This window comes from Mesorhizobium atlanticum, assembly GCF_003289965.1.
In the GTDB taxonomy this organism is placed as follows: Bacteria; Pseudomonadota; Alphaproteobacteria; order Rhizobiales; family Rhizobiaceae; genus Mesorhizobium; species Mesorhizobium atlanticum.
The window spans coordinates 20628-43298 of sequence record NZ_QMBQ01000008.1 but is presented as its reverse complement, the minus strand read 5'-3'; the positions used below and the strand labels follow the sequence as shown (position 1 = coordinate 43298).

General features: G+C 64.8%; 21 protein-coding genes and 1 pseudogene. 10 read left to right on the top strand and 12 right to left on the bottom strand.

Features of this window, described 5'->3' with window-relative positions; genetic code table 11:
• Nucleotides 1-13: 13 nt before the first annotated feature.
• From lpxK to DPM35_RS24550, 6 genes are all read right to left on the bottom strand, one after another.
• A complete protein-coding gene (lpxK, locus tag DPM35_RS24575) occupies nucleotides 14-1042 on the bottom strand; it encodes a tetraacyldisaccharide 4'-kinase (RefSeq protein WP_112129814.1) in 1029 nt (342 codons plus the stop codon).
• A gap of 1 nt (nucleotide 1043) precedes the next feature.
• Complete coding sequence (waaA, locus tag DPM35_RS24570) at nucleotides 1044-2360, bottom strand: lipid IV(A) 3-deoxy-D-manno-octulosonic acid transferase (protein WP_112129813.1); 1317 nt, start codon at nucleotides 2358-2360, stop codon at nucleotides 1044-1046.
• Entirely contained in the window at nucleotides 2357-3136 is a 780-nt protein-coding gene (locus tag DPM35_RS24565) for a lysophospholipid acyltransferase family protein (protein WP_112129812.1), read from the bottom strand. The genes waaA and DPM35_RS24565 overlap by 4 nt, the downstream gene beginning before the upstream one ends.
• 5 nt (nucleotides 3137-3141) lie before the next feature.
• Entirely contained in the window at nucleotides 3142-3387 is a 246-nt protein-coding gene (locus DPM35_RS24560; protein WP_112129811.1) for a DUF4170 domain-containing protein, read from the bottom strand.
• A 75-nt stretch (nucleotides 3388-3462) separates the two neighbouring features.
• The gene (locus DPM35_RS24555) at nucleotides 3463-4272 is read right to left on the bottom strand and encodes a 3'(2'),5'-bisphosphate nucleotidase CysQ (RefSeq protein WP_112129810.1); all 810 of its coding nucleotides are present in this window, start codon (nucleotides 4270-4272) and stop codon (nucleotides 3463-3465) included.
• On the bottom strand, nucleotides 4259-5602 hold the full coding sequence (locus DPM35_RS24550; protein WP_112129809.1) for a TldD/PmbA family protein: 1344 nt from the start codon (nucleotides 5600-5602) through the stop codon (nucleotides 4259-4261). Before DPM35_RS24550 ends, DPM35_RS24555 begins: the two co-directional genes overlap by 14 nt.
• A 495-nt stretch (nucleotides 5603-6097) precedes the next feature.
• Here DPM35_RS24550 and DPM35_RS24545 point away from each other — a divergent pair, with 495 nt between their 5' ends.
• Both DPM35_RS24545 and DPM35_RS24540 read left to right on the top strand, forming a co-directional pair.
• Nucleotides 6098-8017 (top strand): glycosyltransferase, encoded by a 1920-nt coding sequence (locus DPM35_RS24545; protein WP_146767982.1) that lies wholly within the window; start codon nucleotides 6098-6100, stop codon nucleotides 8015-8017.
• Nucleotides 8017-9105 (top strand): glycosyltransferase family 2 protein, encoded by a 1089-nt coding sequence (locus DPM35_RS24540; protein ID WP_112129807.1) that lies wholly within the window; start codon nucleotides 8017-8019, stop codon nucleotides 9103-9105. Before DPM35_RS24545 ends, DPM35_RS24540 begins: the two co-directional genes overlap by 1 nt.
• Nucleotides 9106-9125: 20 nt before the next feature.
• Here the strand turns inward: DPM35_RS24540 and epmA are convergent, their stop codons facing one another.
• Entirely contained in the window at nucleotides 9126-10166 is a 1041-nt protein-coding gene (epmA, locus tag DPM35_RS24535; protein ID WP_112129806.1) for an EF-P lysine aminoacylase EpmA, read from the bottom strand.
• Between the two features lie 129 nt (nucleotides 10167-10295).
• On the opposite strand from epmA, the gene efp reads away from it, so the two are divergent.
• Nucleotides 10296-10865 (top strand): elongation factor P, encoded by a 570-nt coding sequence (gene efp / locus DPM35_RS24530; RefSeq protein WP_112130014.1) that lies wholly within the window; start codon nucleotides 10296-10298, stop codon nucleotides 10863-10865.
• Between the two features lie 119 nt (nucleotides 10866-10984).
• Here the strand turns inward: efp and DPM35_RS24525 are convergent, their stop codons facing one another.
• A complete protein-coding gene (locus DPM35_RS24525; protein ID WP_112129805.1) occupies nucleotides 10985-11707 on the bottom strand; it encodes a phytochelatin synthase family protein in 723 nt (240 codons plus the stop codon).
• Between the two features lie 509 nt (nucleotides 11708-12216).
• Nucleotides 12217-12459, bottom strand: a complete 243-nt coding sequence (locus tag DPM35_RS24520) for a DUF1127 domain-containing protein (RefSeq protein ID WP_112129804.1) — start codon at nucleotides 12457-12459, stop codon at nucleotides 12217-12219.
• 170 nt (nucleotides 12460-12629) lie between these two features.
• Here DPM35_RS24520 and DPM35_RS24515 point away from each other — a divergent pair, with 170 nt between their 5' ends.
• Nucleotides 12630-14624: a BTAD domain-containing putative transcriptional regulator gene (locus DPM35_RS24515; RefSeq protein WP_112129803.1), complete on the top strand. Its 1995-nt coding sequence runs from the start codon at nucleotides 12630-12632 to the stop codon at nucleotides 14622-14624.
• A gap of 2 nt (nucleotides 14625-14626) precedes the next feature.
• Here DPM35_RS24515 and DPM35_RS24510 read toward each other — a convergent pair whose 3' ends face one another.
• Entirely contained in the window at nucleotides 14627-15298 is a 672-nt protein-coding gene (locus DPM35_RS24510) for an ArsR/SmtB family transcription factor (RefSeq protein WP_112129802.1), read from the bottom strand.
• A gap of 108 nt (nucleotides 15299-15406) precedes the next feature.
• On the opposite strand from DPM35_RS24510, the gene DPM35_RS24505 reads away from it, so the two are divergent.
• The 3 genes from DPM35_RS24505 to DPM35_RS24495 all read left to right on the top strand — a co-directional run bounded on the left by DPM35_RS24505 (nucleotide 15407) and on the right by DPM35_RS24495 (nucleotide 18590).
• Nucleotides 15407-16138, top strand: coding sequence for an MBL fold metallo-hydrolase (locus DPM35_RS24505; RefSeq protein ID WP_112129801.1), 732 nt, complete (start codon nucleotides 15407-15409; stop codon nucleotides 16136-16138).
• Nucleotides 16135-17382: an MFS transporter gene (locus tag DPM35_RS24500; RefSeq protein ID WP_112129800.1), complete on the top strand. Its 1248-nt coding sequence runs from the start codon at nucleotides 16135-16137 to the stop codon at nucleotides 17380-17382. Before DPM35_RS24505 ends, DPM35_RS24500 begins: the two co-directional genes overlap by 4 nt.
• Before the next feature lie 119 nt (nucleotides 17383-17501).
• Nucleotides 17502-18590, top strand: a complete 1089-nt coding sequence (locus tag DPM35_RS24495; RefSeq protein WP_112129799.1) for an acyltransferase family protein — start codon at nucleotides 17502-17504, stop codon at nucleotides 18588-18590.
• A 112-nt stretch (nucleotides 18591-18702) separates the two neighbouring features.
• Here DPM35_RS24495 and DPM35_RS24490 read toward each other — a convergent pair whose 3' ends face one another.
• Nucleotides 18703-19353, bottom strand: a complete 651-nt coding sequence (locus tag DPM35_RS24490; protein WP_112129798.1) for a Vgb family protein — start codon at nucleotides 19351-19353, stop codon at nucleotides 18703-18705.
• Nucleotides 19354-19385: 32 nt separating this feature from the next.
• Nucleotides 19386-20606 (bottom strand): helix-turn-helix domain-containing protein, encoded by a 1221-nt coding sequence (locus DPM35_RS24485; protein WP_112129797.1) that lies wholly within the window; start codon nucleotides 20604-20606, stop codon nucleotides 19386-19388.
• Nucleotides 20607-20727: 121 nt separating this feature from the next.
• Here DPM35_RS24485 and DPM35_RS24480 point away from each other — a divergent pair, with 121 nt between their 5' ends.
• The 3 genes and pseudogenes from DPM35_RS24480 (at nucleotide 20728) to DPM35_RS24470 (ending at nucleotide 22543) form a co-directional block, all read left to right on the top strand.
• Entirely contained in the window at nucleotides 20728-21477 is a 750-nt protein-coding gene (locus tag DPM35_RS24480; RefSeq protein ID WP_112129796.1) for a DUF899 domain-containing protein, read from the top strand.
• Nucleotides 21478-21616: 139 nt separating this feature from the next.
• Nucleotides 21617-21817: pseudogene (locus DPM35_RS24475) on the top strand (hypothetical protein); the annotation flags it as partial.
• Nucleotides 21818-21895: 78 nt separating this feature from the next.
• Nucleotides 21896-22543 (top strand): class I SAM-dependent methyltransferase, encoded by a 648-nt coding sequence (locus DPM35_RS24470; protein WP_112129795.1) that lies wholly within the window; start codon nucleotides 21896-21898, stop codon nucleotides 22541-22543.
• The last annotated feature ends 128 nt before the right edge of the window (nucleotides 22544-22671 follow it).

Here is a 22671-nt window from a genome sequence, read left to right as displayed (position 1 = left end):
GCGCACCGGAAACTCAGCCGCGCATCTTGCGCTGGCGCCAGGCGTCGAGCGTCTCGCCGATGATGCGTTCGGGCACGTGATCGAGCTCGAACACGGCCTCGATATCGAGCACGTCCAGTTGATCGAGGAAACCGGCGGGCACCTCGCCGTGGCGCAGCCGCGCTGCGTCCTTCGCAGTGGTGACGAGGCGCAGCCCCTCCTGGCGGGCGAGCGTCAGAAGGTCGGCAAGCTCGTCCTGGGCGTAGAAATGATGGTCCGGAAAGGCGCGCGACTGGGGCACTTCGCCGCCCGCGCCGCGCACCGTGTCGAAGAATTTCTCCGGATGGCCGATGCCGGCGAAGGCAAGGAAGCGGCCGCCGGCGAAGCGCGACGGATCCGCCGGCTCGACATGCGCCAGGAAGATCGGCCGGCCGGCGCGCGCCGCCTGGCGCACCACGCCGTCGGCGGCGGCCCCCTCGCCCATCTTCAGCAAGCCGCTGGTGAAGACCAGTTGGTCGACGACCTTGGCGCGAAGCGGTCCGCCCGGGATGACGCGGCCGTTGCCGACGCCGAAACGGGCGTCGACCACGACCAGCGCATAGTCGATATGGATGCGCGCCGACTGGAAGCCGTCATCCATGATCAGGAAGTCGCAGCCATGCTCTTCGATCAGCAGTTTCGCGCCGGCGGCGCGATTCGCCGTCACCGCCACCGGGGCATGTTCGGCCAGAAGCAGCGGCTCGTCGCCGACATGCTTGGCGGCGTCGTGATGCGCATCGACGACATGCGGCTTGGCGAACGAGCCGCCATGGCCGCGCGACAGGAAGCCGGGCGTGAGCTGCATGCGCCTGGCTTGCTTCGCCAGAGCGATAGCGACCGGCGTCTTGCCGCTGCCGCCGACGGTCAGATTGCCGACGCACAGCACAGGTGCTGCGACCTTCTGGCGAGGGGCATGCCGCATGCGGCGGCCGGCAACCATGCCGTAGGCAGCCGACACCGGCGACAGAGCGAGCACGCGCCAATCCGGCTTTTCCCACCAGAAGGGGGGCGCCTCGCTGGTCATCTCATCGCCCGTTAGCGCCTTTCAGGCGCGCCTTCACGACCAGCGGTTGGATATAGGGCTCCAGCGATTTCAGCGTGCGGGCAAGCGCGCCGCGCATCTCGTCGACGGTGGCGGCACCCGCCGCGATCATTTCGTGGCGCGCCACCTCGTTGGTCAGAAGGAAATTGACGGCGCCGGTCAGCATGTCGCGGTCGCGCACCAGCTTGGCGCCGCCGCTGTCGAGCAGGCGCTGGTAGGCCTCGCGGAAATTCTGCACATTGCGCCCGGCAAGCACCGCGGTTTCGAGCATTGCGGGCTCAAGCGGATTCTGGCCGCCTTCCGAGGTCAGCGAGCGGCCGACGAAAGCGATCTCGGTCAGCCTCAGGTAAAGCCCCATCTCGCCGATCGTGTCGCCCAGAAGGATATCGGTGTCGGGCGAGATGCGGTCGCCCTTGCTGCGCCTCGCCACCGTCAGGCCCATGCCGGAAATCTGCGCGGCAAGCGCGTCGGCGCGGTCGGGGTGACGCGGCACGATGATGGTCAGAAGCCCATGGTGGCGCCTGTGCAGGCTGGCATGGACCTCGGCGGCCACAACCTCCTCGCCGTCATGGGTCGATATCGCCGCCCAGGTCGGGCGGTTGCCGATTTGGCGCTGCAGGGTGCCCAGGGCCCGGTCGTCGACCGGCGGCGGGTTGGTGTCGACCTTGAGGTTGCCGGAAACCGTGACCGGCCGGGCGCCGAGCGCGCGAAACCGTTCGCCGTCGACATCCGATTGGGCAATGACATGGGCGAGGTTCTCGAACAGCGCCTCGGCGACGCCGGCGCGCTTCTTCCACGAGGTGAAGGAGCGGTCCGACAGCCTGCCGTTGACCAGAACCTGCGGCACGTTGCGGGCGCCCAGTTCCAGGATGGTCATCGGCCAGATCTCCGATTCGGCGATGATCGCCAGTTCCGGCCGCCAATGATCGAGGAAGCGGCTGACGGCGGGCTTGAGGTCGAGCGGCACATATTGGTGGATGATGCGCTCGCCAAGGCGCTCGTCGGCGACCTTGGCCGAGGTCACGGTGCCGGTGGTCAGGACGATGTTGACACCGTAGTCGAGGATGCTCTCGACCAGCGGCACCACTGCGATCGTCTCGCCGACGCTTGCCGCATGGATCCAGATCACCGGCCCTTCCGGCCGGGGCCGGCCGGCGACGCCGTAGCGCTCGCGGCGCCGGGCGCGATCCTCCTTGCCGCGCGAGGCGCGCCAGGCGACATAAGGGCCGATCAGCGGATAGGCGACCGCCCCCGCATAGCGGTAGGCGGTCAGGGCCGCCCGCGCCCAGCGCTCGCTCATTTGCCGCCGTCCACGAGGCGATAGGCCTCGGCCATTGCGGCGTTGAGGGAGGCGGTGACCTCCTGGCGCTTGCGCTCCATCTCGGCATCGTCGGCATCGGCCGGCACGAAGACCGGGGGTCCCACGATAACCGCGGAGCGCCCGAAAGGCAGGTTGATGGTGGTCTTGTCCCAGCTCTTCTCAAGCACCTTGCGGCGGCTGGTGGCGATGGCCGAGGGCAGGATCGGCCGGCCGGAAAGCCTTGCCAGAAGAACGATGCCAAGTCCGGCGTCGCGCGGCTTGCCGTTCGGAATATCGGCGATCATGGCGACATTCTTGCCGGCGATGAGCGACTTCCTGAGCGCGATCAAGGCCTTGGCGCCACCCTTGTCGAGATGATTCGAACTGTTGCGGCCGCCGGAACCGCGCACCGCCTCGATGCCGAATTTCTCGAGCATCAACGCCTGGAGCTCGGCGTCGGCGCTGCGCGAAACCATGGCGACCAGCGGCCGGCCCTTGGGGTAATAGGCAGGCGTCAGAAGATGCTGGCCGTGCCAGAGCGCGATGATGCCGGGCTCAAGATGCGCATAAGCGCCGCCGGCCACCTTCGTCGAGCCTTCGACGAGCGGACTGGTGAGGCGAATCAGTCGCAGGAACCAGGCAAACAGGCTGGCGATGAAATTCTTGACGAAATTCGACTGCGCCAACGGCTCGCGGATGCGCCGCCATAGCGTGCGCGTTCCGCCGCGTCTGGCGGCGCGCCGCCTGGTCGCCCCTTTCACCGCTTCATGCTCCATCGACGTCAACCGCCGACCTTCGATTCTGGGTCGAGCAGACGGTGCAGATGAACAACGAAATAACGCATATGGGCATTGTCGACACTGGCTTGCGCCTTCGCCTTCCACGCAGCGTGCGCCGTTTGATAGTCGGGGTAGATGCCGACGATGTCGAGCGCGTCCAGGTCACGAAACTCGGTTCCACCCAGCTTTTTCAGCTCCCCACCAAAAACCAGGTGCAAAAGCTGTTTCTTTCCGTCTTCCACGGCCATGCCGATCCTTCGCATGCTTATGAATTCGTGACAGGTTTTAGACCAAAGCTGCCGGTTTTGGAACCGCCGACCGCCTCACCCTTCGTCAAGTCCGGCAAGGACGCCGGTGAGCACGCCGAGCAGGTCGCCGCTGCCGGCGGCGAGCGCACCGTGATTGATCACCTCGCCGGCATAGCGCGGCGGCTTGCCGTGGCCGTCGAGCAACGCGCCGCCGGCCTCGGTGAGGATGAGATCGGCGGCGGCGATGTCCCAGTCATGCGCGTTCGGCTTGACGAAGGTCGCGTCGAGCTTGCCGGCGGCAATCATCGCAAGCCGGTAGGCGAGTGAAGGAATGTAGGCGGCCCGCCGCAGCCTGTCGTGCCAGGCTTCCGGCATCCGATCGACCAGCGGCTTGGGGCCGCCGATATCGACGCTCTCACCCAGCGGACGCAAATGGATGCGCTTGTCGTTGAGATAGGCTCCCTCGCCCGGCAGCGCCCAGTAGGTTTCATGCTTGGCCGGGCATTCGAGCACGCCGGCGAGCGAGCGCCCGTTCTCGACCACGGCGACACTGACGCACCAGGAATGCAGGCCATCGAGAAAGCCGCGCGTGCCGTCGATCGGGTCGACGACGAAGGTGCGGCGGGCCGACAGCCTGGCGTGGTCATCGGCGGTCTCTTCCGACAGCCAGCCATAATCCGGACGCGCCTTGAGCAAGGTCTCGCGAAGATAGGCGTCGGCCGCATGGTCGGCCTCGCTCACCGGCGAGGTGCCGCCCTTCATCCACACCTGCGGGTTGTTGCCGAAATAACGCATGGCGATGAGGCCGGCTTCGCGGGCGGCATCGCGTAGCAAAGCGAGGTCCTCGCCGACCGCGCTGGAGGTCAGTTGGTCAAGCGCCGGCAAGGGTCATCCCTTCGATCAGGAGCGTCGGGGCAGCCGTGCCGAAATTGCGGTCGAGGTCGTTCGCCGGCACCATGTTGAGGAACATGGTCTTCAGGTTGGAGGCGATCGTCACCTCGGCCACCGGATAGGCCAGCGCGCCGTTCTCGATCCAGTAGCCGGAGGCGCCGCGGCTGTATTCGCCGGTCACCATGTCGACGCCCTGGCCGAACACCTCGGTGACGTAGAAGCCGCGCCTCAACGACGCGATCAGGTCGTCCGGCGAACGCTCGCCGGGCTCGATGGCAAGGTTGGTCGAGGACGGCGAAACCGATGAGCCGCTGCGCGAGCCCCGGCCGTTGGTGACAAGACCAAGCTCGCGCGCGGCCGAGGTCGATAGGAACCAGTGGTTGAGCACGCCCTTCTCGACCATCAGCAGCCTCTCGCCCTCGACGCCTTCGCCATCGAAGGGCCGTGAGGCTTGACCGCGCCGCCGCAAGGGTTCGTCGGTGACGGTGATTCCGGCCGAGGCCACTTGCTTGCCCATCATGTCGCGCAGGAAGCTGGTCTTGCGCGCGACCGAAGCGCCGTTGATGGCGCCGGCGAGATGGCCGGCAATGCCGCGCGCGACGCGCGGATCGAACACCACGTCGACCGGGCCGGTCGCGGCCTTGCGCGCGCCCAGCCGGCGCACGGCGCGTTCGCCGGCCTTGCGGCCGATCTCTTCCGGCGCGTCGAGATCGGCGAAATGCTGGCGCGATGAAAATTCATAGTCGCGCTCCATGGCCGTGCCCTCCCCAGCGATGACGCTTGTCGAGCGCGAGAAGCGCGAGGCGACATACTGGCCGACGAAGCCATGCGAGGTGGCGAGCACCAGGCCACCGAGGCCCGCACTGGCGCTGCTGCCCGAGGAATTGGTGACGCCCTTGACAGCCAATGCGGCCGCTTCGGCGGCAAGCGCTGCCTCCTTCAGCTGGTCTGCCGGCACCTCGGTCGGATCGAAGAGATCCAGATCGCGCAAATTGCGGGCAAGCAGCGCGGGATCGGCAAGCCCCTGGAACGGATCTTCGGGCGAAACCTTCGCCATGGCCACGGCACGCTCGGCGAGCGCCTTCGGATCGGAAGCGGCGGTGGCCGAGACGCTCGCGACACGCTGGCCGATGAAGACGCGCAGCGAGACGTCCTCGCTCTCCGACGATTCGGTGCTCTCGACCTTGCCCAGCCGCACCGAGACGCCGGCCGAGCGGCCGCGCACCGCCACCGCATCGGCCGCGTCGGCGCCGGCGCGCCTGGCGGCCTCGACGAGCGCCGTCACGCGGTCGGTCAATTTCGCTGCGTCGAGCTGATTGGTCATACAGTTATTCCTGTTTGTTCAAGCAGTCTGTTAAGGCGTCATTCCATCAAAGGCCCGCAGGATCGCCCCCGCCGCACCATCATGGGTGCAGCGCAACATCCATGGACGCCCCGCACCATCTATTGTTCCGCCGGCACTTGCGCAATGGGCGACGGCCGATCCAGGCGCCGCGACCAAATCGCCCAAGGGTCGGCGGGACGTCCGCGGTTCATCCTCGTTCCGGAGTTTTCCCATAACGCCCCTTCAAACCGCCCTTCCGGTCCGTGATCCCGACGAAATCCGCGCTTTCTATGACGAGCGCTCGGTTTAATTCGCACCTCATCCGGCACCCGGGCCAGTTCGACCTCCATTGTCAGCAGATTTCGACGCAGTCCCGTCGATGGGGGGACTTCGGCGCGGCCCCACCCGCAGTTCTGTCGTCGACGCGGCGGAACGATCGATGGTACGCTGCAGGCTTGCCTGTGATTTCCGGGCAATGGGGTTGGAATTAAAGAGGTGCCGATCACCGGGGCAGGTGTTCGCGCACCGGCAATTGGGACTGGTCATGTGCTCGCTTCGGGCACCGGACCTGATGGGGGAAGAATGGATTATTTCGCAGGTGGACGGTTTACCTATGACTGGACCTCCCATCACCTGAACCTTTGGGAGGAACTCCTCCACGACAGGATCGACGCCGCGACCGCAGTGCTGGAAATCGGCTCATTCGAGGGCCGTTCCGCGCTGTTTTTCCTGCAATTCCTGCCAAAATCCCGCATCACCTGCGTGGATACCTTTCAGGGCAGCGAAGAGCATGTCGAGCGCGGCTCGAAATATGAATCCGACATGGCCGAGGTCGAAAGACGTTTCGACCAGAACCTCATGCCCTTCGCCGACCGGGTCGAGAAGCGCAAGGGCTGCTCGGTGGTGGTCCTGCCGGCACTGGCCGCCGAACAGCGACTCTACAACGTGGTCTATGTCGATGGCGATCATTCCGCCGCATCCACCTACACCGATGCCAGACTGGGTTGGGACCTGCTCGACAAGGACGGCCTAATGATCCTGGACGACTATCGGTGGGGAAGGGACCGGCCGGCAGCAAAACGTCCAGCTGTGGGGATGGAAGCCTTCCTGCAGCAGATCGCCGGCGAATATGAGCTGCTGCACCAGGACCAGCAGATCGTCATACGCAAAATCAAGATCGGCGAAGCATCGATCGGCGCAACCAAGTCATTCACGATCGCCGGACGCGACATCGGCGAGCTCGCGGGCGGCGCGCTGTCGCCGCCGCTCGTCAGCTTCGTTGTCATCAACTGGAACTACGGCCGCTACGTCGGCGCGACAATCGACTCCATACGCAGGCAGGACTATCCGCATTTCGAGTGCATCGTCATCAACAACGGGTCGACCGACGACAGCGCGGAGGTGATTGCCCGGCATATCGAGGGCGATCCGCGTTTCCGGATGGAAACGCTGGCGCAGAACCATGGCCAGCTCGGCGCCGCCCTGTGGGTGCTGGACAAGGTGAATGGCGGATTCGTGACCTTCGTGGATGCGGACGACGTGCTGTTCGACAATTACGCCTCGATGCACATCCAGGTGCATATGGCACTGCGGCGAAGCGTCGGCTTCACGTCGGCCAACGTCGCCGAGATGGATTCGACGGGCAAGACCCTTACCGCCTCGTATTTGCACCACCGGTTGGACAAGACGGACGCGCAGCGCGGCCTTCGCGGAGAGCAGACGGTCTTGCGGCTTCCTACGGTTTCTCCGTCGCAGTATCGGTTCCTCCACGCCAACACGGCGACCATACCGCGGTGGCACATAGGCTGGCTCTGGGCGCCCGGCAGCGCCAACATGTTCCGCACCTCGGTGCTGCGTCTGTTGCAATTGGACGATGGCAGCAAGCCGCGGATGACAGCGGCGGACGGGTATTTCAACACAATATGCCATGCCGTTGCCGGCAGCGCGCTGATCGACATGCCGCTGTCGGGCTATCGCCTGCACTCGAGCAACTATTTCGCGACTGGTGAAAGCGTGGAGGGCGTACGCAGCGGAACGAGAAGCTACGCGGCCAAGTCGCAGCAATTCACATATGAGAGCGTGAGGTTCCTGATAGAACAGAGCGAGCGTTTCGACTGGCTGCTCGGACCGGAATTCTGGCCGACCGTCGACATGGTCACACGGGAGAACGGCGCGGCTTTGCGCGACTATTTCAGGAATGAGCTCGCGGTTGAAATTTTCAGACAAAACGCACCGCAACTAAGGTCCCTTTTCGGCGACGAGAAATTCCGCCGAGAGATCACGAACCGCTTCTCCGGCGCACAGGCGAGAACAATCCTGCGAGCCGGTTTCGGCGGCCGAATTCCGATACGCCACCTGCACAAGTCGCTGTTCCGTGATTTCCGCGTATTCCTGCGAAGGACGCGGAGACGGTGATGACCCCGCCGAAGCTGAGCTTCCTCATCATCAACCATAATTACGGCCGCTACGTCGGCCAGGCGATATCGAGCGTTCTGTCGCAAACTTACGACGACCTCGAATGCCTTGTCGTGGACAACGCGTCGACAGACGACAGCCGCGATGTCATTGGGCGATTTGCGAATACCGACCCCAGGCTGGCCGTCGAATATCTGGACAACAATCTGCACCAGATGGGCGCATTTCTCCACGTCCTGGATCGTCTCGGGGGAGAACTGGTCTGCATCGTGGACGCCGACGATTTCCTGTTCGCGAACTTCGCGGCCTTCCATGCCCAGCTTCACTGCGACTGCCCGACGATTGGGGCAACGTCGAGCGGCGTTCTTGAAACCGATCATTTCGGGCGGCCGCTCTCTTCTGGTTTCGCATGGCTGCTGCACCTTAGGGTGGGCAGGCCCTTCGATCGCGATCGTTTAAATTCAGACCACATGATCCTGGAAGGACGAGAGCGCGAGTTGCTCTGGCAACATTCGACGGTGATAGGGCCGCACGAACCGGGCTGGCACTGGTCGCCTGGAACGGCGAACATGTACAAGCGGCATTATCTTGCCCGATGCAAGCCATCTCGGGCCGTTGTCGGCAATGCCGCGACCGACAATTATTTCATGCCGTTCGTCCATGCCTTGGCTGGTTCGGCCTGCATAGACCTTCCGCTATCGGCCTACCGTATTCACGGGAGCAACGTACACGGCGCGCAGCCCTCAATGCCGGGCCTGAGGACATTCAGCAAAGCCGCCCATCAGCGCTCGTGCGCACGGCGAAGTGCCATCGTGCGCGAACTGGCTTCACGTGCCCGGGACTTTGTCTCGACCCACGGGCGCGCCTTCTGGAGCCTGATGGATGCCCCAAGCGTGCCGGACGGCGTTTCGTTGGATACTTATTTCAACGACCCCGTGATCCAGGAAATTTTGCACGATCATTTCGACGAGATCCTGGCGGCATGCGGAGAAGCCGAGACACGCGAGGCGTTGACCGCGCGCATGGGCCAGAAAGGTTACAAACACTTCCTGGCCTCGCGGGGTCAGAGAAAGTCCAGCGCGGGCTGAAGGGGCTGACGCAGCCGGGATCACGCCACCGGCGCCCAGATCACGTCCTCGATCCTCGTTGCCCCCGTCGCCAGCATCACCAGCCGGTCGAAGCCCAGCGCTGACCCGCTTGCCTGCGGCATTATCGCCAAAGCCGCGAGGAAATCCTCATCCAGCGGATAGCGCTCGCCATAGATGCGCTCCTTCTCGTCCATCTCGGCGAGGAAACGGCGGCGCTGCTCTGCCGGGTCGGTCAGCTCGCCAAAGGCATTGGCGAGCTCGACGCCGCAGCAATAGAGCTCGAAGCGCTCGGCGACGCGCGGATCCCTGGCGCTCGGCCGGGCAAGTGCCGCCTCCGCAATCGGATAGCCGTAAAGGATGGTGGCCCGCCCCTGCCCCAGCGCCGGTTCGATCCTCTCCACCATCACCCGGCTGAACAGATCGGCCCAATTGTCGTCGGGCGCGGTGCGCAGGCCAGCTCGGACCAGGGCGGCATGAAGTCCGCCACGATCCGTGCTCCCGTCTGCCGCGACGGTCGCCAGAAGATCGATGCCGGCAAATCGAGCGAAGGCCTCCGCCACACTCAGCCGCTCCGGCTCTGCGAAGGGGTCGGCCTCGCGCCCGCGAAAACGCAAACTCCTGGCGCCGGCCTTCTCCGCCGCGAGCGCCAGGAATTCGGCGCAGTCGTCCATCAGGCGCTCGTAAGTTTCGCCGACGCGGTACCACTCAAGCATGGTGAATTCGGGATGATGCAGCGGCCCGCGCTCGCGGTTGCGCCAGACGGGGCCGAGGCTGAAGATGCGCTCCTCGCCGGCGGCAAGCAGCTTCTTGCAGGCGAATTCCGGCGAGGTGTGGAGATAGAGCGGCCGGCGCGACGCATCGGGCCCGATCGCCTCGGTGGCGAAGGCGGAAAGATGCGCCTCGTTGCCTGGCGAAACCTGCAGCGCCGAGGTCGTCACCTCGATGAAATCGCGCTCAACGAACCAGCCGCGAAGCGCGGCTACGATGGCATTGCGCGCCATCAGCCGTGGCCGGCGATCGGCATGGATATGGGGCGTCCACCAGGGCGAGGCGGCGGTCATAGGCAGGAAAATCGCGCGGAAGACTGGCGGTTCGGCGCAAGATGCGCTAGGGCGCACGCGATGGCCGCCGTCGCCGCTTCGCGGAAATCGACGCTTGCAGGCCGAAAAACTCGAACGGGATCGAATATCGTGGTCAAGGTCATCGCCAGTTCCTTACGCAAAGGCAACGTCGTCGATAAGGACGGCAAGCTCTATGTCATCCTCTTTGCCGAAAACATCCACCCTGGCAAGGGCACGCCCGTGACCCAGCTCGACATGCGCCGCATCGGCGACGGGGTGAAGGTGTCGGAACGCTACCGCACAACCGAAATGGTCGAGCGCGCTTATGTCGAGGAGCGCGAGCACACCTTCCTCTATTCCGACGGCGAAGGCTTTCATTTCATGAACCCGGAAAGCTACGACCAGGTCGTCGCTTCGGAAGCCGTGGTCGGCGACATGGCGCCCTATCTGCAGGAAGGCATGGCCGTCCAGCTCGCGCAGTTCAACGGCGTGCCGATCTCGCTGGTTCTGCCGCAGCGCGCCGTCTTCGAGGTTGTGGAAACCGAGCCGGTCACCAAGGGCCAGACCGCATCTTCCTCCTATAAGCCCGCCGTGCTCTCCAACGGCGTGCGCACAGCCGTGCCGCCGCACATCTCCGCCGGTACGCGCATCGTGGTGATGACCGCCGACGGTTCTTACGTCGAGCGCGCCAAGGACTGATATTTTACGGCGGCACGAGTAGCACAGCTCGCCCGCAAGGGCGGGCTACGTCGCGAGCGCGCCCGCAGACTTCCGCAACTGTGTCCCTGTGGGCCTTCCCCGCTGGAAGTACGGCTGAACTACTCTCCCGAAGGCGACGATATCAGCACATATCCGCGGGTCTTGTTCTCATTGTCGCTGTCGACCGTGTTCATAGCTCCGAACAAGTCGGTCGTTTTCACCCATACCGGCGGGTATTTGTAGCGGGCGACATCGAGGATCAGGAATCTGTCCGCTTTCTCGTCGTAAGCGGCCAGTGGGGATATATGCCCGCCCTTCTCCTGGCCCATCGCCTTGCGCAGATAGTTGACGATGACGAAGTGCCCGGGTTTGGCAAGGAACGAACTGGCCTGGGTGCGGAACTGCTCAAGGCTGGCATCCGAGGCGTGGCGGACCTCGGCCTTGATCGGCTGGGTGGATAGAATGGCCCCGATCTGGTCGAGCGTCATTCCCTGCTTGTCCAGGACCTGGCGAGGAAGAATGGTCTCCGTGCGGTCGTTCAGAACATTATCCTGCGTGAATGTTTTATAGGGTTCGTATTCGGGCACTGCGGGCGCCGGAACGTTGAGCGCGTTCAGCACCATGACGATGCTGGCCACGCCGCAATAGGCCTGCGTCTTTTGCGTGAGAAAATTGCTCGCGAGGGGGAAATAGGCTTCCTTCGCTGTGCTTTCGGCAAGAAAGCTCTCGCCGGCAGGGGAACCGAACCCCGTCAGATTGTCCGGAAGCTTCAGCGTCTCGGCAAAGGCGCCGGGTGCAGCCAGCAGAAGCGCCAGCAGGAGCGAATAAAAACGCGCAGACATCGTGACCCTCCGCCCGATTAATGAAGGCATCGAGGAATGTATCAGCTTGTCGGTGCCGTGGCACGTTCCAGTTCGATCCCGCCGGCACGCCGCCCCCAAGCCTCGCAACCCAATCCCGATGCCGATTGCCGAAACCGGCGCCCAGATTACAGGCGGGGCCTTCTAAGTGGCCTTACCGAGCCTCCACGGGAGGGCAATGTCGGCAAGGTCAAGTCCGAAAGAGACTGCGCAGGCGAAGCCACAGCCGGGGACAATCGAGAGGAGGTTCGGCGCCCGTGTCGCTGGATGCTGGCTCGTTGGGTGGCAGCAGATAGAGCCAGGCCAGCATCTCATTGGCCTCGCCACAGCATGGCCCTGCGATACCGGCTGAAAGGATGCTCAGCGCCTCCGCTCGCGAAAGTGTCGTGGGTGCAATCGGCGTGTCAGCCCTCACATGCATTATTGCCCTCCATGATTGGCGATGGCAGCGCCGCGCAGGTTTTTGAGTGACGCGAGATAGTTGGCGAACCTCATCTCATCGACATCAGGTCCGTCATGAGGCCGACCCTGACGACGAACTTCGGCGCAGAGAGTTCCGGACAGCCGATGTCCCTCAACTCATGGGGCGTCAGGTCTGCCAACGCCCTGCGTCCCGCAATGGCGCGCCGCCATGCCACGAAGGCAGCGACTGCTGCCGCCGCGCTTCTCGACACTGCCCCAAGCGGCCAAGGGTTCGATGCGTGGGTCTTCGCATGAGTCTCCGTATTAGCCATTTCGCTCTCCCGTTCCAGGTTACGGCAGCAGCTTGTCACGGCGGCGATTTGCGGTTGTTCGGCCGAGCGTAAATCATCGCGGAAGGTCCGGCGGATCGCCGTTAAATCCGCGTTAAATCGACCGGCGAAGGTGCTATTCTGTAGCCGCGTTCGAATTTCGGAGGGACGTCGTGCGCATCCGGTTGCTTGGCGGTCTCGAAGTGACTTCCGCAGAGGGGCAGCCCGCCCGCTTCGCAACGCGCAAGTCCGCGCTGCTTTTCGCCGCCCTGGTCCTGGCGGGTCGCCGCGGCCATCGCCGCGAACGGCTTGCCGAAGGATTTTGGCCGGGACGAGGCGACGCGCAGTCGCGCAACAGCCTGCGCCAGGCCCTTGCCGACATCAGGCGATGGTTTCCCGCCGCCGGCGACGCGGCCATTTCCATCGAGGGGGATCAGGAAACACTCGCGCTGACGGCCGGTCCGGATGAAGCGGACGTCTGGCTCTTTGAGCGGAAGCTCGCCGAAAACGGCACCGCGGACCTCGCCTTCGCCGCCGATCTCTACCGAGGCGATGTCCTGGCGGGCGAAGTCATTCCCGACGGTCTGGATGAATGGTTCGGCCCCTACCAGATCAGATACCGGCAGAAGGCGCTGCAGTTGGTGGAACGGCTGAGCCTGGCGCTGCCCAAACCAGACTCCGCGAATGAAGCGGCATGCGAACGGCTGGCGGAAAGGCTGCTCGCCTCGGATCCGACCGCTGAGCCGGCACATCGGGCATTGATGCGCATCCACGCCGCGAGGGGCCACGAAAATGCTGCCCTGCGCCAGTTGGAATCCTGCCGCGCGCTGCTGAAGAAGCATCTGGGCGTGGAACCCGAGGCACAGACGCAGTCACTGGCGGTGTCGCTGCAAGCGCGTGACGGAAATCGCCAGGCCGCGTCGACGCACGACGCCGCTCAGCCGGCTCAGCCTGTCGCCAACCCGGTGAGACCGCATGACCAGCCCTCGGTGGCCGTGATGCCCTTCGACAATCTTGGCGGAGCGGACGACGAATATTTCGCCGACGGCGTCGTCGAGGAGATAACGGCCGCGCTTTCACGCGTGCGCGATTTCTTCGTCATCGCGCGCCAGTCCGCCTTCACCTATAAGGGCCGCTTCGTCGACGTGCGTGACGTCGGCCGGGAACTTGGCGTCAACTACGTGGTCGAAGGCACGGTTCGGCGGGGCGGCGACCGGCTGCGCATTTCCGTGCAGTTGGTCGATGCTGAGACGAGGACACAGCTATGGTCCGAGCGCTACGAGGGCGCGACAGAGGATGTCTTCGAGTTCCAGGACAGGATCGCGGCACAGGTGGCGGGCGCCATCCATCCTGCCATCCGCGGCGCCGAGATAAAGCTAGCCAGCCGCAAGCCGCCGACCAGCCAGCGGGCGTATGATTTCGTCATGCGCGCCTATCCGAACATTTGGGGCCGCCGCAAGGACACCAACGACCTGGCAATAGAGCTGCTCAAGAAAGCGATCGCGGTCGATCCAGCCTATGGTCGCGCGCACGCGCTGCTAGCATGGTGCCACGCCTCGAACGCCGTGTTTCTGTGGGCCGAGAACCCGGAAAGCGAGCTGGAAAAGGCGGTGGCGGCGGTCGAGGCAGCCGGCTCGATCGGCGATGATCCAACCGCGTTGACCGCCGCCGGCGCGGCATTGAGCATGGGTGGTGACCAGGAGCGCGCCGCCGCCTTCATCGAAAAGGCGCTCGCGCTTGATCCGAACAATGCGTGGGCATGGGCACGCCGTGGCTGGATCGCGATCTACAGGGGCGAAGCCGCCTATGCCTCGCAATGGTTCCAGCGGGCGATGACGCTTAGCCCAATGGATCCGTTCGCGTTCGCCGTGAGACTGGGAATGGGCTACGCCTTGGCCAAGGCGGGCTCCCTTTCCCAGGCCGTCGCGATCGCCCGTGAGGTCATCGCCGCCCACCCCGACATCATCACGTCCTATCGCTATCTCGCCGCCTGGTCGGCCATGGAGGGCGACCTGGAGACCGCCCGCTGGGCCGCACAAAAGCTCATGGCCGCCCAGCCGGGCTTCACGATCGAGCGATTCCGGTTGCTGCCTGTCTTCCGCAACACCCCGGAATGGGCAAACCAGGTGGTCGAAGGCTTGAAGCTGGCAGGATTGCCGGAGCGCTGACATCACTCTCGATCGGCCACCTCCACCGGCAGGCCAGCGGCTTTCCATTCCGGCATGCCGTCCTCGAGGCGGCGCGCGGGATGACCGAGCGAGCGCAGCGCCGCGACAGCCTCGAAGGACATCACGCACCACGGGCCGCGGCAATAGGCGACGACTTCCTTGCTGGCATCGGTGCCGGCCGACCACGCCTTGATTTCGCCCAGCGGGACATTGATCGCTCCGGGCACATGGCCGAGCGCGAACTCGTCCGCCGGACGGACGTCGATCAACGTCACCAGCCCATCGCGCATCAGCGTCTGGAGTTCGCCCCGCGTGACAGGCCGCATGTCGTCGCGCGCGTCGAAATAGCCGCGCACGATGCGGTCGACCTCGGCAAGCCGCCGCTCGGCAACGCCGCGCACCGAAGCGAAGGCGGAAAGCACGCTGTCATCGGCCAGCGAATAATGCACGAATTTGCCGTCACGCTCGGCCGAGACGATGCCGGCGCGGCGCAGCGCCTGGAGATGCTGCGAGATGTTGGCGACTGGCTGGCCGAGCTTCGCGGCGAGCGCCTCGACGCTTCGGGCGCCTTGCGCCAGATGCTCGATCATCTCCAGGCGCAGCGGATGCCCGAGCGCCTTGGCAACGATCGCGAACTGTTCGTAGAGCGCCTGCTTCGGATTGCGGATTGACATCGGTCCTTCTGCGACGCATCGTCATTCAATAGAATTATTGAATGACGACTTGAACCTCACCTGTCAAGCCAGACCCGTCCCGACACAATTGCCCGATCGGAGCAAGCGATGATTCTCAGGCAGTTCCTGCACACCGATCCGGTCGCCGCTTCCTATCTGTTCGGCTGCGGCGGCAAGGCGTCAGCGGCGGTGGTCGATCCGGTCGGCGACATCGCGCCCTATGTCGAGGCGGCGCGCGCGACCGGTATGCGCATCCTCTATGTTGTCGATACGCATATCCATGCCGACCATATCTCGGCGGGACGCGCGCTCGCCGAGGCAACCGGCGCCGAATACGTGCTGTTCGAAGGCGCCGAAGCAGGCTTCCCGTTCCGGCGCGTCAAGGACGGCGAGGTGCTCGGGCTCGGCAATGTCACGGCGACCGTGATGCACACGCCGGGTCACACGCCGGAGCATCTGAGCCTTCTCGTCACCGACCGGACACGGTCGGCCGAACCCTGGTTCGTGCTCACCGGGCACACGCTGATGGTGGGCGATCTTGGCCGCACAGAGCTCGCTTCCAGCGCCGAGGACGGGGCGCGCGCGCTTTTCTCCAGCGTGCGCCGGCTGAAGGAATTGCCGGATCATATCGAGGTGCTGCCGGGCGCCTATTCGGGCTCGGTCTGCGGCCGCTCGCTGAGCGGCAAACCGACATCGACCATCGGCTTCGAGCGGCGTTTCAACAAGGCGTTCCGCATCGAGGACGAGGGTGAGTTCATCACCGCCATGACCGCAGACATCCCTCCCCCGCCGCCGGAGGCCGCCCGGACCCGGGCCGTCAACGCCGGGGCAAAATCTTGAGCGCAGCGGCGCTCGCCGTCGCGCTCGGCCTCAAGGCCAACTGGAAGCAGTTTTCGCTGCTGGTGCTGATCAACGCATTCGTCGGCGGCATGGTCGGCATCGAGCGGACCGTCGTGCCGCTGATCGGCGCTGAGGAATTCGGCGTCGCTTCCACCACGCTCGTCACCTCCTTCATCGTCAGCTTCGGCGTGGTCAAGGCCTGCGCCAATCTCGTCTCCGGCCAGCTCGCCGACATATGGGGCCGCAAGCGCGTGCTGATCCTCGGCTGGCTGTTCGGACTGCCGGTGCCGTTCATCATCATCTGGGCACCTAGCTGGAGCTGGATCGTCGCCGCCAACGCGCTGCTCGGTATCAACCAGGGTTTGGCCTGGTCGATGACGGTGATCATGAAGGTCGATCTGGTCGGGCCGAAATCACGCGGACTAGCCGTCGGCCTCAACGAGTTCGCCGGCTACCTCGCCGTCGGCGTCACCGCATTCCTCACCGGCTATCTCGCCGGCCGCTACGGGCTGCGGCCGGTGCCGATCTATCTCGGGGTCGGCTATGCGATCCTGGGTGCGACGCTGTCCATCCTGCTGGTGCGCGACACGCGCGAGCATGTGCGGCTGGAACTGGCCAACCACCCAAAACAGGCTTCACCGCTCAGCTTCCGCGAGATCTTCATGCTGACCTCGTTCGGAGACCGCAATTTGTTCGCCGCTTCGCAAGCCGGCCTGGTGAACAATCTGAACGACGGCATGAGCTGGGGGCTGTTCCCGCTCTTTTTCGTGGCCAATGGGCTCGGCGTCGAGCGCATCGGCATCCTCAAGGCCGTCTATCCGGCGGTATGGGGCATCCTGCAGGTCGCGACCGGGCCGCTGAGCGACCGCTGGGGCCGCAAGGGGCTTATCGTCGCCGGCATGTGGGTGCAGGCGGCGGGGCTTCTCTTGACCGCCCTGACGCGCGATTTTGGCTGGTGGCTGCTGGCGAGCCTGCTGCTCGGCCTCGGCACGGCGATGGTCTATCCAAGCCTGATCGCGGCGGTTTCGGACGCCTCTCATCCCTCCTGGCGGGCGCGCTCGCTCAGCGTCTACCGCTTCTGGCGCGACCTCGGCTATGCGATCGGTGCGCTGTCGGCCGGTCTCATCGCCGACTTCTTCGGCTTCGCCGCGGCGATCGCGGCAATCGCGGCGCTGACGTTCCTGTCGGGCGTAATCGTCGCGCTAGCGATGCGGGAGACGCGTGCCGCCGTCCAGTCTCCGTAAGGTGATGGTTAACGCAGGCCCCAAACAAGGTTTCCGTTTACGATATCGTAAGCTTGTTGCTGCGGGGCATTCGCCGGTCCGCTACAATCTTGGCAGTTGAATTTTCCTTGAGATCGCGCATGAGCAGCCCCAACCGCATGCCGTGGGTGGACACGGCAAAAGGCCTTTCCATCATCCTGGTGGTGATGATGTACTCGGCCTACAACACCGGCGAGTACACCGGCGGCGTCGGCTTCCTGCATTATGTCATCGGCTTCGCGACGCCCTTCCGCATGCCGGAATTCTTCCTGATCTCCGGCCTGTTCCTGTCGCAGGTGATCGACCGGCCGTGGCGGCGTTATGTCGACCGCCGCGTCGTCCACTATCTCTATTTCTACGTGCTGTGGGCGCTCATCTCGATCGGGCTGAAGATCGGCATCTTCAGCCGCGACCCCGCCGGCATGCTGCACGACCTCGCAATGGCCATCGTCCAGCCCTATGGCGTGCTGTGGTTCATCTACATGCTGGCGGTCTTCGGGATCGTCATCCGCGTGCTGCGCGAATTCAGAGTGCCGCACTGGATCGTCATCTTGGCTGCCGCCGCGCTGCAGATGTGGGCGCCGAAGCCGGACAGCTACGCACTCGAGCAGTTCGCGGCCTATTTCGTGTTCTTCTATCTTGGCTTCGTGCTCGCGCCGTTGATCTTCCGGCTGGTGGAATGGACACAGGCGCGCCCGGCGGTCGCCGTTGCCGGCCTGCTTGGCTGGGCGGTCGTCAACGGCCTGCTCGTCTATTCGCCGGGCTACGCCGTGCAACCGGTCGGCATGCAGATGGGCCTGGCGGCCTGGCCGCCGCTGCATCTGGCGCTTGCCGTGGCCGGCGCGGTGGCGCTGTGCGTTGCCGGCGGCTTCCTGTCGAAGTTCGCCTCGATGGAATGGCTGCGCTGGCTCGGCGAGCATTCACTGGTCGTCTATGTCGCCTTCACCATTCCGATGTCGATCTTCCGCGGTGTCATGCTGGCGAGCGGCCTCCTGACCGACACCGGGATGCTGAGCCTGGCGGTGCTGCTTGTTTCGGTCGTCAGCCCGGTGGTTCTCTACTTCATCGTCAAGCGCATCGGCTTCGGCACCTTCCTGTTCGAGCGGCCGGCCTGGGCGCATGTCGACCGGCCGAACGTCGCGAAGGCACCCAGCAAGCCCATGCCGCGACCGGCGCGCGAAGCGGCCTGACCGCGCCGCCCTTTCCGCCAGTCCGTTACTTGTCGCGCTAGAGCGTTTCACCGCGGAAACGGCGAACCGCTCTATCTCCTTGTTTCTACGCAATTCCGGACGGAAAAACCGCTCACACTTTTCCTGGAATTGCTCTATGTCCCGGACGCTTCGCGGCCTTGATCTTGCCGCTGCTCCCGCCACCGCAAAAGAAGCAGCCGCCGCCGTCGGATTCCAACCCCGACACGCCGGAGGGCATCGCCAGCTCCTGCAGCACGTCGCCCGTGGCGGGATCGACGCGCACCAGGTCGCCCTCCTCGCCCTCCCAGGTGGCATGCCAGAGCTCGCCGTCGACCCAGGTGACGCCAGTGACGACGCGCTTTGATTCGATCGTGCGGATCACGTTGCCCGTTTCAGGATCGATCTGATGGATCTTATGCGCCCGGTATTCGCCGACCCAGAGCGAACCCTCGGCCCAGGCCATGCCTGAATCGCCACCATTGCCGGGGGCCGGAATGGTGGCAACGATCTTACCGATCTTCGGGTCGACCTTGTGGATGCGATCCTCGGCAATCTGGTAGAGATACTCGCCGTCGAAGGCCGTTCCGGCATCCGAGGCGACATCGATCGAACGCACGATCTTGCCGCTGTCGGGATCGAGCGCGTTCAGCTTGTCGCCGCTGGCGAACCAGACATTCTTGCCGTCATAGGTCACGCCGTTGACACGGTCGATGCCGGGGAACGGTCCATATTCACGCAGGATCTCGGCAGCGGCTCGTTTCATTTTCGATCTCCATTTCGAACAATGGCCGCAAACTAGTCGGTCGGCAGCGGACCCGGGAGTAACAACACAGTCGGGAATCCGGTCACCGGCGGCATCATCCAGCGGCGCGCCCGGCCGCGGCCGACCGCCTGCACTTTGTGCTCGGCCGAAAGCTGCTCCAGCGCCCGCTGCACGGTGCGCGCGCTGGCGCCAAGCGCGATCGCCAGCGCCGAGCTGGACCACGCCTCGCCATCGGTCAGGAAGGCAAGCACCGCGCCGTGCTCTTCCTCGACCGGCGGCGCCAGCACGACGACCTCGGCAGCCTTTAAGGGCGTCAACGCAAAACCGGCTGCCGTGGCATTGATCTCCGCCACCCCGGCGAGCTCGGCGCGCAGGCGACCCATCTCGACCCTGAGCCGTGCGCGATGCGATTCATCCGCATGCCTTGCCCGGAAGGCGCGTCTCAACAGCACTTCCCGCGAGGCATCCGCCGGCCATGCCTCGGCCAGCGTGCGCGCCAGCGAGAACAATACAGGCCGCGTTGCCAGCGAAACGACCGCGTCGGCCACCCGGACCACGTTGCGGGAAGCATCGACGACGAGCGCGCCCGAGGTCAGCAACGCTTCGACCTCGTCGAGCAGCAGCTCTTTCTCCGTCCCACGCGCGATCAGTCGGCCGACCGGCGTATTCAGGACCAGGGATGCCGCTTCGACTTCGGCCTTCAAGGCCGGGATGTTGGCTTCGTAAGCGGCCAGCGATGCCCGGCCGAATGCCGAGCGCGCCGCTTTCGTCCTCAGACGCCTCACCGCAATGCCCGCCGCGGCCAGTTCATGCGCGACGCGCGCGACCGGCGGCAGCGGCGCCGGATCGAAGTCCGAGAGCAGCCGCTCGGCCTCGTCGAGCCGGCCGATCAGGATGAGGCGGCGCGCCTCGAGGCTGCCAGCATAGGCGGCGTTCAGCCGGTCGCCATGCGCGGCAAGCGTGGCGCGCGCGGATCGCAAAGCCTTCTCCGGCCAGCCGAGGTCGCGCGAGACCAGCGCGATCTCGGCCTCGGCGACGACGCAGCGCGCGCGGGCGACGGTTTCCCTCGAACTGAAGGCCATCGCCGCGTCCTTCAGCAACGCCTTGGCCTTGGCGAAATCGCCGAGCTGCGCCATCGCGATGCCGCGCAGCGCCAGCGCCGGCGCATCGTCGCGCAGCGCGACGCGCTTCAAGGCGCCGAGCGGATCGCCCGCGGCAAGGGCGCGGCCGGCGGCGTTGATCAGCGAGTCCATGCAGTCGCCTCAGGGCTCGCCGCAGCAAATCGCGCCACACTTGTAACTCTCACCATCGCAGCATGCGGTCCTATGTCTGTCCGCGTCACCCCCAACCAAACCCAAGAACGGGACAAGAGCAATGACCCAACACATGAAGACACCGCCGGTCGTTTCGCAGGAAGCATGGGAAGGCGCATATGAAGAGATGCTGGTGAAGGAAAAGGCGCTCACCCGCGCCCGCGACGCTTTGGCCGCCGAACGCCGCCGCATGCCGTGGATGGAAGTCACGAAGGAATATGTCTTCGAAGGCCCGAACGGCAAGGCGAGCCTGCTCGACCTCTTCGAAGGCCGCCGCCAACTCGTCATCTACCGCGCCTTCTTCGAGCCGGGCGTCTATGGCTGGCCGGAACATGCCTGCCGCGGCTGCTCGCTCGGCGCCGACATGGTCGGCAACCTCGCCCATCTCAACGCCCGCGACACCACGCTTGCCTATGCCTCGCGCGCGCCACAGGCCGACATCCAGCGGTTGAAGCAACAGATGGACTGGAAAATGCCCTGGTACACCATCACTGACAGCTGGGATAAGGATTTCGGCGTCGATCAATGGCACGGCCACAACGTCTTCATCCATGACGGCAAGCGCATTTTCCGCACCTATTTCGTCAACAACCGCGGCGACGAGGCCTTCGGCACCGTGTGGAGCTATCTCGACGTCACGCCGCTCGGCCGTCAGGAGGTGTGGGAGGATTCGCCCGAGGGCTATCCGCAGACCCAGACCTACAAGTGGTGGAACTGGCACGACAATTACGAAGCGGGCGCCGCCCCCGATCAGAGATGGGTCGAGGTGTCGGATGCCGGCGAAGCGGCGTTCCGCAACAAGAACGCCTGAGTTGAAGCGACTCCGGCGGCGGCCTGCACGTCGCCGGAGCCGATCTGGCCACGCCCGTGTTTTGATGGGCTTGAAAACCTGTCCGCTTCAGGAGGTGGATATCATGAGCATCGACTCCCCTCGCCCGAGCAGCTTCGGCCTCGCCGACTGGCTTTGCCTCGCCGCCGCTCCGACTTTCGCAGCGATGGGGCTGCTGACGGCCGCCTATGACGGCCACGACATGATGTGCATGTCGGGCACCCCGGTGCTCGGCGGCATGACGCCAATGTATCTGTTGATGGCCGGCTTCCATCTGGCGCCGTGGCTGAGGCTCCTGGCCAGGCGCACCAACGCGATTTGACGCAAGCGCTCAGCTTTCCCGTTACGTTGCGTTTAGCTCTGCCATGTAGAGAATTCGGCATGCGGAGGCGGCGTCTGAATGCTGGACAATTATGAGGTGGACAGGTTCGGCGTGATCCACCAGATCGACTTCACGCCGATCAAGTACGACAAGAAATACATTTCCTATTACGAGGACCTGAGCGACCGGACCATCAAGCTCGGCTACCAGCGGCTTGGCTGGGTGCTAGGCATCACCGGCGAGATTCCTCGCTCCGTGCTGGAGATCGGATATGGCACGGGCACCTTCATCGAGGCCGCGAAGATAACCGGCGTCGCCGACTGCGCCGGCTGCGATATCGCCGAGTTTCCACTGCCCCAAGGTGTCCGCTTTGTCGATTGGGATGAGGCGCTCGCCAGCGCGTGGGATCTCGTCGCCATGTTCGACGTGCTCGAACACATCCCGGACCTGAGTTTCCTCGGCCGCCTGAAGACCCGGCAGCTCGCCGTCGCCGTCCCTTACTGCCGCTGGCGCGAGCTCGGCGCCGACGGCGACTCATGGTTTGCCAAGTGGCGCATGCGCCTGCCCAACGAGCACCTGCACCATTTCGACCGCGACTCGCTGGTGACGTTGCTCGCGCATTCCGGCTTCGAATGCGTGACGCTGAACTGCTTCGAGGATGAGATCAGGCTGCGGCCCGGCGAAGCCGGCCCGAATATTTTGTCGGGCTTCTTTCGAAAACCGTAGAATGGCCGTTAGCCGACTGGTCCGCCCCGCAGCGACACCGACCTTGGCGGGTGATGGCGTTGGTTACGGCCGCTTCGGCGGCCATGACATCATGTGCAGGTCGGGTGCATTGTTGCTGGCCGGGATGG